The sequence below is a fragment of the Rhodothermales bacterium genome, assembly GCA_034439735.1.
In the GTDB taxonomy this organism is placed as follows: domain Bacteria; phylum Bacteroidota; class Rhodothermia; order Rhodothermales; family JAHQVL01; genus JAWKNW01.
This window is the reverse complement of record JAWXAX010000158.1, coordinates 1-11,085: the sequence shown is the minus strand read 5'-3', so window position 1 is coordinate 11,085 and position 11,085 is coordinate 1. Positions and strand designations below refer to the sequence as shown.

Here is an 11,085-nt window from a genome sequence, read left to right as displayed (position 1 = left end):
TCACGATACGGCGTCGGTTGGCAAAACGCCAGAGGGTAATGCACCTCCTGTCACCCTGAGCGAGGGTATGCCGCAGCGGCTTTTCTTGTCTAGAAGAGAAAAAGCCCCTATGCGATCCTACTACGTATACATCATGGCCAGTTTATCACGAACGCTTTACACGGGCGTGACAAACGATCTGGAACGCCGGGTTTGGGAGCACAAGCACGGACAATGGCCTGCTTTCACATCGCGCTACCGGATTCACAGGCTCGTTTATCTCGACACGTTTCATAGCGTGCACGAGGCACTAGAACAAGAGAAGCGCATCAAAGGGTGGCGACGGGCGCGAAAAATTGCCCTGATTGAAGCGTCCAACCCGAAATGGGATGATCTGAGTGCAAGATGGTGAGCCGTGTGTTTCGCTCAGAAATTTCGAGTTGCACTGGTCTTCGCCCAAACCTCCTGTCACCCAGAGCGTCAGCGAAGGGGCTTCGAGCGGCAGGCGGCAAAAGGATAGTGAAGGTTTTCGGGATCGTGCCGGCTGGTCAACTTCTGCCAGGGCAATATTTTTGCCGGTTTAGGGTCCTTCGCTGTCGCTCAGGAAGACAGGTTGCTGCTGATCTGGACGAGCTCCGCTACCCGCCGGCCGTACGCCACATACGTCTCAAAAGCTGCCTCGGCCTCTGTGATCGCGCGGCCCTCGTGTATGACACTTTTTAGATGAGGCTCGATGGACACAAACCCGTTGTAGCCGCCGGCCGCGAGGTCGCGTAGCGTCTCTTCCACACACCCGATCCCTTCGCCGGCCATCACGTGTTCGCCTCGGTTGTTGCCCAGCGGCCCCGTGTGGTCTTTGATGTGGATGTAGGCGATGTGCGGTTTCGCGGCGAGGTACCAGTCCCAGGTGTTGGTGTGCCCGTGCGAGGCCGGGTTGCCGGTGTCGTACACGGCCTTCACCTCCGGCGAATCCACCCGTTCGAAAAACCGGGCGTAGTTCGCGGGCGAGGTGCTGGCCCAGCCGTCGCAGTTTTCGACGGTGATGATTATGCCGGCGTCCGCCGCCATCGCCCCGAGAATTTTCATCCGACGCACGGCCTCGTCGCGCCAGGCGTCGTCCGCCAGGCCGGCGTTGGGGTAACTCATGGTGCGGATGAAGCGGCACCCGAGGCGGTGCATCCGGGGGATGGCTTGCTGGAGGGTGGTGATCGATTGCTCAAACGGGTCGTCGATCCTACACGCCCAGTTCGCGATGCCCGAGGCGAAGCTGGATACCTTCAGTCCGCCCGCAGTCAACTCCTCGCACGCGGCCTCAAACGCCGCGTCGTCCAGCGTCGTAAACTGTGCACCGTCGATATTTCGGAGGTCGATATATCCCCACCCGAGCGCCCGATGGGCCCGGATCTGGGTGGCGAGGTCGGCGCCGGCTTCGTCGGCGATGCCTGATAGTGTCATTGGAGGTGAAGGGTTGTACAGAATGCTTCTCAATGGTCATCTCGAGCGAAGGCACTCCAAAAAATAATGTCATCTCGACCGGAAACGCCGGCTTGCCGGCGTTGGAGCGGAGAGACCTCCCCAAGGATGGCTCTGGCCTGAATCAGGAGGTCTCTCCACTGCGGCCCGATAAATCGGGCTTTCGGTCGAGATGACATTTTTGAACGCACCCAGCCACAAACGCCCATACATCGCTAATCGCTACTCATTACTCGCTAATCACCAGCTGTCCATCAATCTCCTCATTCATCCGCCGCAACGTCTCATCGAGCCCGATGCGGCCGTAGCTGAAGCGCTCGACGTATTCTCCGATCCGCTCCAGCGAGTACTTGTCGTGCGAAAACTTGGGGGGGACGCGGACAGGTTGGGTGCGGTAGACACTGAGGTACGGATCGTCCCAGTACCGGGGCAATTGGGCGACGGAGAGGTAGTTGGGCTGGGCGCGGACAAGTTCGATGTAGCGGAGGTAGACGTCGTGCTCGAACAGGAATTCCAGAAAGCGCCAGGCGGCGTCCGGGTAGGCGGACTGGTTGCTGACTACAAACGGGAATGCGCCGCCGGAGGAGTAGGACGTAAAGGTCGTGTCGAGGGTCGGGATGTGGCCGACGCCGTAGTCGAGCTCCGGGTAATTCTGGAGCACCCAGTCGATCACATGATCCTCCCGGATAAACATCGACACGCGGCCCTGGCCGAAGCCCCGCTGGTCGCCCTCGAACTCGACGCTGTCGTAGCCTCGATCCAGGACATCCCGATAAAACTTGAAGGCGGCCCGGCCGGCGTCGCTGTCGAAGTAACTGTCGGTCCCGTCTTCGTTGAAGGGGACGCCGCCGGCAGAGTAAAAAAACGACAGCCATTTCTCGGCGGTGCCCGGTTTGTAGCCGACTTTCCGGAGGGAGAACCCCACGCGTTCGAGGGAGCCGTCTGGCCGGCGGACGGTGAGGCGGTCGGCGTAGTCGAGCACCTCGGCCCAAGTGCGGGGCGGGCGGTCGGGGTCCAGGCCGGCCTCAAGGAAGTGCGCGCGGTTGTAATAGAGCATCGTCCAGCCGGCGTGGTGGACGATGCCGTAGAGCGTGTCGTTGTAGACCGGCGCCTGGCGGATAAGGTCGTTGATGCTCTGGGTGTCGACGATTTCGGCGATGTAATCGGGCGCCGGCCGCACGAGGCCGTAGTCGACAAACGTCGTCAGCTCGTTTTCGCGCAGCGACCAGATGTCCGGCGCCTGCCCGCTGGCGTAGCGGAGGCGGAGCTTGATCTCGTAGTCCTTGAGCGACGTGCCCGGGAATTGCTCGATGATGAGGTCGATGTCCGGGTGCCGCGCTTCGTACTCCTGCTCGGCCCAGTCGAAAAACGCCACCTGGCCGCTGTTGATGAGCAACAGAAAGAGGCGGATCGGCGTGCGGCCGTCGTCGCTGGCCGTCCGGTCCGGCCGGCAGCCGGCGAGGAGCACGAGCAGGAACAGGATGTGGGAAAGCCTCATGCGGGTTGTGGTGTTGCGGGGAGTGTGGGTATACTGGATGGGCAGGAGAATTTGGGGCGGGAGCTTTATTTCATTGTCATCGTGAGCCGCCCGGGTTGTAAAACTCGGGCGTGTCGAACGACCTCCCGGCTGACCGTGAGGCCTTCAGTCAAAGCCTTTCACGGTCGGCCTGTAGGTCGTTCGACACGCCACGGATGTTCATCCGTGGCGGCTCACGATGACAATGCTTTTTTACCTCTGCCAACACGATACGAAAAACTTCGAATATGGCACCTCGCCCACAGCCGGCCACCCCTCGCCGCGAATTCCTCAAGCGCCTTGGCGCCGCCTCCGTGGCGGCGGTGTTGCCGGCCGGCGCCGCCTGGCCGCCTCACCCCGCGGCGGACGACTACTGGGAGCTCGTCCGCGCGCAGTACCCGCTCACGCGGGACCGCGTCTATTTTAACACCGGCGGCCTCGGGCCGGCGCCGTACCCGGTGGTGGACGCCGTCGCCTCCCTCATGATGCAGCTCCAGCGCCTCTCCGAACACGGCCACAACCGGATCGTCGAGGCCCGCGCGCCCGTGGCGCGGTTCTTCGGCGTGAAGCCCGAGGAGGTCGCGTTTATGCGCAACGCCACCGAGGGCAACGCGACCATCGCTTCGGGGCTGACGTTCCTGCGCCCCGGGGACGAGGTGATTTTCGAATCCCACGCCCACCCGGGTGGGGCGATTCCGTGGATGAGCCGGCAGAAGCAGCAGGGGATCAAGGTGAGGATCTTCGAGCCGGACCCGACGAGCGCCGCCGGCAACCTCGAACGCATCGAGGCCCTGATCACTCCGCGCACCCGCGTGATCCAGGTAAGCCACACGACCGCGCCGACCGGGATCCGCATGCCCGTCGACGCCATCGCCGCGCTGGTACGGGATCGGGGGATCTGGTTTCACATCGATGGGGCGCAGTCGGCCGGCGCGTATCCGTTTGATCTGGGGAAGATCGGGTGCGACTCGTACGCCACGAGCGGCCACAAATGGCTCGGCGCGACCCACGGCACTGGCGTGTTGTATGTGCGGGAAGATCGGCTGGACGACGTCGCCCCGACCGAGGCCGGCGCTTACTCCGACGACGGCGCGTACGCCCTGCCCGACACCTTCGATTATAACAAAACCGCCCAGCGCTACGAACCCGGCACCCGGGATGCCACGAGCGTAGCCGGCCTGGTGGCCGCCGTGCAGTTTATGGAGACGATCGGGATGGATCGGGTGGCCGCCTACAGCCAGGGGTTGGCGCTGCGGCTTCAGGGGCAGTTGCGGGCGATGGCCGGCATAACCGTCCTCACCCCCGAGGACCCGTCGCTGTCGGCCGGCATCACGACGTTTAAGCTGGAAAAAATGCCCTACGACGAGCTTTTCCGGGTTTTATTGAGCGAGCACAAGATGCGCTGCCGCGTCGTGACCGAGCAGGGGTTGGATGCGCTCCGGGTGTCGACGCATGTCTTCAACAGCGAGGAGGAGGTGGATCGGCTGGCAGAGGCGGTGGGGGGGATTGCGAGGGGGTGATCTGACGAAACCGATCATCGTCGGCGCTGTACATGCTTTCTAACAGCCCGGCACCAACGCCAGATCTCATGAGCTACAAGGACAGAATCACCCTCGAGCCCGGCAAACGTGGCGGCAAGCCCTGCATCCGCGGGCTCCGCATTACCGTGTACGATGTGCTAAGCTACCTCGCCGCCGGCATGACCTATGAGGAAGTGCTTGCGGATTTTCCGTATCTGGAGAAGGAGGATATTCTGGCCAGCCTGGAGTATGCGGCTGAGCGTGAACGCGCCATTGTAGCCGTTTCTGCATGAAGCTGCTCTTCGATCAGAATCTCTCACCGAGCCTGGTCGGTCGCCTGGCAGACGTGTATTCGGGCTCGGTTCATGTTTCGGAATTGGGTCTTGGTGAGGCGGATGATCTCGTTGTCTGGCACTATTCCCGCGAGAACGGCTATCTGATCGTGAGCAAGGATTCCGATTTCAACGAGATCAGTCTCATGCACGGTTTCCCTCCCAAAGTAATCTGGATACGCCGGGGAAATTGCAAGACTCGTGACATCGAAGCACTCCTGCGACGGGACTTCGATCAGATTGAGAAGCTGGCACAGAGTGAACAGGAGAGCATCTTGATTTTATTCTGACTTTGGAAGTTCTGCGAACGAGCGCGTGGCCACGTAGGGTCAGGGCTGATGTGGCGTCTCCAGCAGCACCTCCGCGAACTGCCCGGCGTGACGGTGTTGCCCCCCGAGGACGCATCGCTGTCGGCCGGCATTACGACGTTTAAGTTGGATAAACTGCCCTACGACGAGCTTTTCCGGGTTTTATTGAGCGAGCACCAGATGCGCTGCCGCGTCGTGACCGAGCAGGGGTTGGACGCGCTCCGGGTGTCGACGCACATCTTCAACAGCGAAGAGGAGGTGGATCGGCTGGCGGAGGCGGTGGGGGGGATTGTGAAGGGGTGAGGGCTCTCACCAGACGAAACCGATAATCGCCGGCGCTGTACATGTTTTGTAACAGTCCGTCACCGACGACAGATCTCTTGCGAAACAACGGGCGGGATCACGATTTAGCCCGGCAAGCCTCGATGAAAAACGCCATCGTACTCTCCTACTCCTGTCCATCCGTGCATCCCAGGGGGTGCAGGCCCAAACCGAGCCTGTACAGGACACGCTCGATTGGAGAGGGTATTACCCACTCGAAATGGGCAATATCTGGGAGACGAAAGTCCATATGCCCGGCGTCTGGTTCGGTGGCGATATGGATGAGTATACCTTGCATGAGATCGTGGCGGACACGATGATCAACGACCGGAGCTATTTTGTCCGACAGACCTATCGCATTGTCGAGTTTGAAGTGGGCGCGGAGCGTCGAGATACCCTGTGGTGGGAGTATTTGCGGTATGACACGCTACAAGCCAATGTCGTGCATTTTGACGCTGCGTTGGGTGATGAGGTCGGGTTCTGTAGTTTGGATACCAACTTCAACAGCATCGATGAGTGTGGTGAAGGATTAGGTATGTGGGTGGGAGGAGGATATGCTACGGAAGAGAATTTCCAGCTTGCGATCGGGTCGGATTTTGCTCCGTTTAATGCTGTAAAAACCTATGGGCCGGGGTTGACCGGCGGTGCGGTCTTTTATCATGGCATTGGCAGTCTGGGTTTGTTCGGTGATGGCGAGGGTGGTACGATAGAATTCACGTATGTCAAAGTGGGCGATACCGAGTACGGGTCGCGCAGCATCCGGGTTGGTGTGGAGGAAATAGACAGCCCGGAGGCTCTGGCCGTTGTGGTATATCCGAATCCCGTGACGACGCGACTTACGCTGGTTTTTCCGGATAGGCTACATAGAATAGACGCCAGAGTCATCGATGTGCTCGGGCGATCGGTTGCCGCTCCGCTGGTGTGTGAAGAGAGGAGATGCGAATTGGATGTGTCCTCGCTGAGTCCGGGAATGTACCTGATAACCTACAGCCGCGACGAACAGATTCAGGGGAGCAAGACGTTTATGGTCGCCAGGTAACGTCTGGTGTAAGGCAAAGGCAATCCACGGCGTTCGGCACATCGTCTTTGCGAGCCTTGTTTCGGCCGGCTTCCCTCATCCCCTAGAGGTTGCGCTCTAGCCAGCGCCCGGCCCTCTATCCATCTCAACCCGATTCAAGGCCCATGGATTCGATTACGCTATTCGCTGTGGTGCTGGTGGTGATGCTCGCACTCCGGCTGATCGCCGGCGGCATGGACGGCAATCAGGTGAAGGAGTATATCGGTAGCCAGGGTGGCGAACTGCTCGAATCGCGGTGGAGTCCGTTCGGACGGGGCTGGTTCGGCGATAAAAGTGATCGTATTTATGACGTCCGCTATCGGGATCGATCGGGCAACCTGCACGAGGCCGCCTGCACGAGGCCACGGTCAAGACATCGATGTTCTCCGGCGTCTACCTCACGGAAGATCGGATCGTTCAACCAGGGAATTCGGGTACACCAACCGTGCGCGACTTGGAGTTGGAGAACGCCCGCTTGCGACAGCGAATCGCTGAGCTGGAGAAAAGGATTCCACGCTAAACTGTTTCACACCGACCAAGCCGATGCCCGGTCCTGATGTCCCCAGTGATTATGACCCAGCGGCGCGGGGCATTTTATTCCGACATGAAAGTGATAAGGATGATGAAGCAACTTGTACTTCTATTTCTATGTTTGATGGTTTCGAGTTGCGCGTCGCCTTCGAACCAGGTGAACCTCATTACCGTGAATGGTGAAATACCCGTACGGGAAATGGGGGTCAGTTTAATTCATGAACATGTCCTGGTGGATTTTATCGGAGCGGACAGTACGGGATATCATCGCTGGGAACGGTCCGAAGTAGTTGCTCGGGCCCTTCCATTTTTACTGGAAGCAAAAGAGAATGGAGTAAACACTTTGTTTGAATGTACCCCCGCGTATCTCGGGCGAGATCCCCTATTACTTCGAGAGCTTTCTGAAAAAAGTGGTATCAACATCGTTACAAATACAGGGTATTATGGGGCAGGAAATAGTCGGTTTATTCCTCCATCTGCTTTAGAGGCCGGCCCGGAAGAGATTGCCAGGATATGGATTGAAGAATTTAAAAATGGAATTGAAGGGACAGGCATTTACCCGGGCTTTATCAAAATAGCGGTGGATGGGGGAGATACCTTGTCGTCGATGCATGTAAATCTGGTGAGGGCGGCGGCGATCACGCATAAAGAAACGGGGTTGACAATTGTTTCCCATACGGGTGCGGATGGTCCTGCACTGGCTCAACTGCAGATACTGAAAGAAGAAGGCGTATCTGCCGACGCGTTCGTCTGGACGCATGCGCAGGGGGGGACGGTGGATGGGTATATTGACGCTGCCAGCCAGGGAGCATGGATTTCCTTGGATAACGTGAATAATAACAATGTGGATAAGCCAGGTGGAATTGAGTGGTTGGTACCTATCTTGATAAAGATGAAAGATGAAAATCTACTTCACAAGGTACTGATCTCGCATGACTCGGGGTGGTATAGCGTCGGACAGGAAAATGGGGGCGACTATCGTGGATATACTGATATTTTTGTGTACCTGGTTCCAGCCATGATGAAGCATGGTTTTAGTCAGGATGAGATTGACCTACTGCTCATTCATAATCCCCAGAGAGCCTACGCGGTAAGCATCAGAACAATGGAAGCGATGTAGGATTTGCTCGCGTGTGTATTACACGGATTGTCGGGTGAATTCCCGGGCTACGAGCTACGAACATCGTTGACGCATATGCACCTCCACCCCATCGAACTCGACGGCTCCGTCGATCTGGCCGGCGCCGAGCCCCATCCGATGCTGCCCGATGTCGTGGCGGCGACTGTAGCGCTTTATAGCCGAAAAGGCTTTGTCCGGCCGTGGACGGGGTATGTGGCGGTCGAGGCCGGCCAGGTCGTGGGCACCTGCGGCTTCGCGGGGCCGGCGGTGGAGTTGGAGGCCGAGATAGCGTATTTCACCTTCCCGGGCCACGAAGGCAAAGGCGTCGCCACCCGGATGGCGGCCGCGTTGATGGCGCTTGCGGCGGAAGCGGCTGACAGCGGGGGGATTCGTTTTGTCGCCCACACGCTGCCGGCCGAAAGTCCTTCAACATCGATTCTCCGAAAGCTCGAGTTTGTGCTGCTCGGCAGCATCCAGCACCCCGAGGATGGCGAGGTGTGGAAGTGGGTTGCGCCGGGTGGTCGGGTGGTGCCGTTTTAGGGTCCCTCGCTGACGCTCACTTCGGCTTCGCTCAGTGCAGGCAGGAAGACAGACTGGTGCTCAGGACAAGGTGTTGCCGAGGAACTGTTGCGACGCATCGGGGTGGGGATGACACGTCGATTTGCGGATTGCCGCATGTTTACCTGGGTTCGGGTTGACTGAAGGATTCCCGGGTTACGGATTGATTGGAGGTTTCCCGGGTTACGGGCTTTTCATTTTTCATTTTTCATTCTGCGATGAACATCGGAATCGTCACCGACGAAATCTCCCGCGCCCTCGATGAGGCCCTGGACGTGGCAGCAACCTGGGGGCTTTCATTATTTGAGCTTCGCGAGGGTGGGAAGGCTCGGTTTCCGGGATTCACGAAAGAGGAGATCGCGCGGGTCGAGGCGGAGATTGCCGCCGGCGCGACGATCACGGCCGTCTCGCCGGGCATCTTCAAGGGGAATGTGGCGGACACCGACCGGCTCCGCCGTGAGCTGGACGATACCCTGCCTCGCAGCCTCGACCTCGCCCAACGCTTCGAGGCCCCGACGCTTATCCTATTTGGCTTCGAGTGTGGAGCGGATGAGTCAACGCGCAACCGCGTCCGGGTGCTGCGGGCGCTGGAGCGTGCCGCGGAAATGGCGGAAGCGGCCGGGATCAACTTGGCCATTGAAAACGAGCCGGCGTTCTGGGTCGATCGCCCCGCCGAAGCTGTCGCCCTCCTGCGCGAACTCGACCATCCCGCGCTCCACCTCAACTGGGACCCCGCCAACCTCCAGTGGGGCGGCGGCCGGATCGACGACGAGGCCGTCCACACCCTCGCGCCCTATCTCATCAACCTGCACGTCAAAGACTTCTCCCCCAAAAACCCCGACCAGCCCTGGGTGGCGGTCGGCGCCGGCGCCACACCCTGGCCGGATATCCTCGGCTGGCTCGGCGAGGCTGATCCTGCCGGCCTCGCCCACCTCACCCTCGAAACCCACTGCGAGCCGCTGCGGGAAAACGCGGAGATCAGTCTGGAGCGGGTGAGGAGGATGCTGGAGGGGTGAGGTGATTAGCGAGTAGCGATTCGTGATTAGCGAATAGCGATGGGGGCTCGGGGGTGGCGGCGAGTGGTGTTATTAAAACCCGCCCTGTCATCACGACCGTACGCAGCGGCGCCAGCCGATGCGGCAGCGGAGTGACCTCCTTGATTGGCGAGTAGCGATTCGGGATTAGCGAATAACGATGGGGCGATTGGGCATGGCGCCCGGCCCGGGACAAACGTCGGGTTACGGCCGCGGAAAGGGTGTGGGTGCCCGGCCCGGGACAAACGTCGGGTTACGGCCGCGGAAAGGGTGTGGGGTGCCCGGCCCGGGACAAGCGTCGGGTTACGGCCGCGGAAAGGGTGTGTGGTGCCCGGCCCGGGACAAGCGTCGGGTTACGGCCGCGGAAAGGGTGTGCTCGATGTTTGGGGATGACGCGGGCGGCCTAACCCGACCTACGGGCTCTCTGTCACCCTTATTTTTTCGACCCGCGGATGGGCATATCGCCGACGCCGCCGACGTTGATCGTGCCGGCGAACGCATTACCCGTCACCAGCACCTGCGTGTCGATGATGCCGTATTCGCCGCTGTCGAACTTGAATATGAGTTTGTTGTCCTCGAACACGAGGTTGGTCATTTCGACGCCGCCGGGGAGGGAGTCGCCAGTCAGGACACCGTCCAGCGAGCCGCCTTCGTTTTCGGTGAGCGCGATAGTACCGGCGTAGGGTCCCTGCGGACTGTCGATCTGGAACGTCCAGTCGCCCACCAGCGGGTTGGGCGCTTTCGCGGCTTCTTTGGCGACTTCTTTGGCACCACTGCAGCCGGCGGTGGCGACGAGCGCGAACAGGAGGAGGGTGGTAACGAAGCGATGCATGGTGAATCGAGGGATGAATGGTTAAAGATGGCGTAAGTTCGTGCGCCGGCAGGGGCCATGCAAGACCGGGGGGGTAAATCATCACCATATCTTAACGCATGGGAAGCCGCCGCGAACGCTAGTATAACGAGCCCGCCCGGCGAATGAACTTTCTGTAGGTCGGCCGGCGCGTTTGTTTCTTGAAGAGTGCGGATGTTATGTTGCGTGCAACAGCTATCTTGCATGAAACAGACTTCCAACGCTTCCCGCGAGGCCACCCGTTGACTCCCTCCACCCGTTCTTTCGACATAAACGGCCGGCACTACGCCCCGCCGGCGCGCCCGCTCGCCGTCATCTGCATCGACGGCAGCGCGGATGAATACATCTCCGTCTCCCTCGCCCACGGCCGCATGCCGCACCTGGACGCCATGCAGCGCCGCGGCTACCGCGGCATGATCCGCGGCGCGCTCCCGTCGTTCACGAACGTGAACAACTCGGCCATCGTCACCGGCGTCCCGCCGGCGC

14 protein-coding genes are annotated in these 11,085 nt (G+C 60.0%); 10 read left to right on the top strand and 4 right to left on the bottom strand.

Translation table 11 applies throughout. The features are described 5' to 3' along the window. The coding region (locus SH809_12130; GenBank protein MDZ4700446.1) for a GIY-YIG nuclease family protein at positions 1-391 on the top strand (391 nt) is incomplete at its 5' end. Between the two features lie 188 nt (positions 392-579). Here the strand turns inward: SH809_12130 and SH809_12125 are convergent. Both SH809_12125 and SH809_12120 read right to left on the bottom strand, forming a co-directional pair. Beyond that, the gene (locus SH809_12125; protein MDZ4700445.1) at positions 580-1,434 is read right to left on the bottom strand and encodes a sugar phosphate isomerase/epimerase family protein; all 855 of its coding nucleotides are present in this window, start codon (positions 1,432-1,434) and stop codon (positions 580-582) included. Positions 1,435-1,681: 247 nt separating this feature from the next. Next, positions 1,682-2,950: an extracellular solute-binding protein gene (locus SH809_12120; protein MDZ4700444.1), complete on the bottom strand. Its 1,269-nt coding sequence runs from the start codon at positions 2,948-2,950 to the stop codon at positions 1,682-1,684. Between the two features lie 266 nt (positions 2,951-3,216). On the opposite strand from SH809_12120, the gene SH809_12115 reads away from it, so the two are divergent. The 5 genes from SH809_12115 to SH809_12095 all read left to right on the top strand — a co-directional run bounded on the left by SH809_12115 (position 3,217) and on the right by SH809_12095 (position 6,488). Then, positions 3,217-4,488 carry an aminotransferase class V-fold PLP-dependent enzyme gene (locus SH809_12115; protein ID MDZ4700443.1) on the top strand — a complete coding sequence of 424 codons (1,272 nt, stop codon included), beginning with the start codon at positions 3,217-3,219 and terminating at the stop codon, positions 4,486-4,488. Between the two features lie 68 nt (positions 4,489-4,556). Beyond that, a complete protein-coding gene (locus SH809_12110; GenBank protein ID MDZ4700442.1) occupies positions 4,557-4,781 on the top strand; it encodes a DUF433 domain-containing protein in 225 nt (74 codons plus the stop codon). Continuing rightward, positions 4,778-5,110 (top strand): DUF5615 family PIN-like protein, encoded by a 333-nt coding sequence (locus tag SH809_12105; protein ID MDZ4700441.1) that lies wholly within the window; start codon positions 4,778-4,780, stop codon positions 5,108-5,110. The genes SH809_12110 and SH809_12105 overlap by 4 nt, the downstream gene beginning before the upstream one ends. A 48-nt stretch (positions 5,111-5,158) precedes the next feature. Further along, entirely contained in the window at positions 5,159-5,431 is a 273-nt protein-coding gene (locus tag SH809_12100) for a hypothetical protein (GenBank protein MDZ4700440.1), read from the top strand. Positions 5,432-5,669: 238 nt separating this feature from the next. Further along, positions 5,670-6,488 (top strand): T9SS type A sorting domain-containing protein, encoded by an 819-nt coding sequence (locus tag SH809_12095; GenBank protein MDZ4700439.1) that lies wholly within the window; start codon positions 5,670-5,672, stop codon positions 6,486-6,488. Positions 6,489-6,646: 158 nt separating this feature from the next. On the opposite strand, the gene SH809_12090 is transcribed toward SH809_12095, so the two are convergent. Next, the gene (locus SH809_12090) at positions 6,647-6,850 is read right to left on the bottom strand and encodes a hypothetical protein (protein MDZ4700438.1); all 204 of its coding nucleotides are present in this window, start codon (positions 6,848-6,850) and stop codon (positions 6,647-6,649) included. A gap of 344 nt (positions 6,851-7,194) precedes the next feature. Between SH809_12090 and SH809_12085 the strand changes: the two genes are divergently transcribed. From SH809_12085 to SH809_12075, 3 genes are all read left to right on the top strand, one after another. Then, the gene (locus SH809_12085; GenBank protein MDZ4700437.1) at positions 7,195-8,157 is read left to right on the top strand and encodes a hypothetical protein; all 963 of its coding nucleotides are present in this window, start codon (positions 7,195-7,197) and stop codon (positions 8,155-8,157) included. Between the two features lie 75 nt (positions 8,158-8,232). Then, positions 8,233-8,697 (top strand): GNAT family N-acetyltransferase, encoded by a 465-nt coding sequence (locus SH809_12080; protein ID MDZ4700436.1) that lies wholly within the window; start codon positions 8,233-8,235, stop codon positions 8,695-8,697. A 236-nt stretch (positions 8,698-8,933) separates the two neighbouring features. Continuing rightward, positions 8,934-9,731: a sugar phosphate isomerase/epimerase gene (locus tag SH809_12075; protein ID MDZ4700435.1), complete on the top strand. Its 798-nt coding sequence runs from the start codon at positions 8,934-8,936 to the stop codon at positions 9,729-9,731. A gap of 451 nt (positions 9,732-10,182) precedes the next feature. Here the strand turns inward: SH809_12075 and SH809_12070 are convergent, their stop codons facing one another. Continuing rightward, complete coding sequence (locus SH809_12070) at positions 10,183-10,581, bottom strand: hypothetical protein (GenBank protein ID MDZ4700434.1); 399 nt, start codon at positions 10,579-10,581, stop codon at positions 10,183-10,185. 260 nt (positions 10,582-10,841) lie between these two features. On the opposite strand from SH809_12070, the gene SH809_12065 reads away from it, so the two are divergent. Further along, positions 10,842-11,085: alkaline phosphatase family protein (locus SH809_12065; protein ID MDZ4700433.1), on the top strand; the 244-nt coding region annotated here is incomplete at its 3' end.

What these genes read in the sequence shown, in the direction of transcription:
- SH809_12125 (MDZ4700445.1), bottom strand. Translation starts at nt 1,434, where the DNA reads ATGACACTATCAGGCATCGCCGACGAAGCCGGCGCCGACCTCGCCACC.
- SH809_12120 (MDZ4700444.1), bottom strand. Translation starts at nt 2,950, where the DNA reads ATGAGGCTTTCCCACATCCTGTTCCTGCTCGTGCTCCTCGCCGGCTGC.
- SH809_12115 (MDZ4700443.1), top strand. Translation starts at nt 3,217, where the DNA reads ATGGCACCTCGCCCACAGCCGGCCACCCCTCGCCGCGAATTCCTCAAG.
- SH809_12110 (MDZ4700442.1), top strand. Translation starts at nt 4,557, where the DNA reads ATGAGCTACAAGGACAGAATCACCCTCGAGCCCGGCAAACGTGGCGGC.
- SH809_12105 (MDZ4700441.1), top strand. Translation starts at nt 4,778, where the DNA reads ATGAAGCTGCTCTTCGATCAGAATCTCTCACCGAGCCTGGTCGGTCGC.
- SH809_12100 (MDZ4700440.1), top strand. Translation starts at nt 5,159, where the DNA reads ATGTGGCGTCTCCAGCAGCACCTCCGCGAACTGCCCGGCGTGACGGTG.
- SH809_12095 (MDZ4700439.1), top strand. Translation starts at nt 5,670, where the DNA reads ATGGGCAATATCTGGGAGACGAAAGTCCATATGCCCGGCGTCTGGTTC.
- SH809_12080 (MDZ4700436.1), top strand. Translation starts at nt 8,233, where the DNA reads ATGCACCTCCACCCCATCGAACTCGACGGCTCCGTCGATCTGGCCGGC.
- SH809_12075 (MDZ4700435.1), top strand. Translation starts at nt 8,934, where the DNA reads ATGAACATCGGAATCGTCACCGACGAAATCTCCCGCGCCCTCGATGAG.
- SH809_12070 (MDZ4700434.1), bottom strand. Translation starts at nt 10,581, where the DNA reads ATGCATCGCTTCGTTACCACCCTCCTCCTGTTCGCGCTCGTCGCCACC.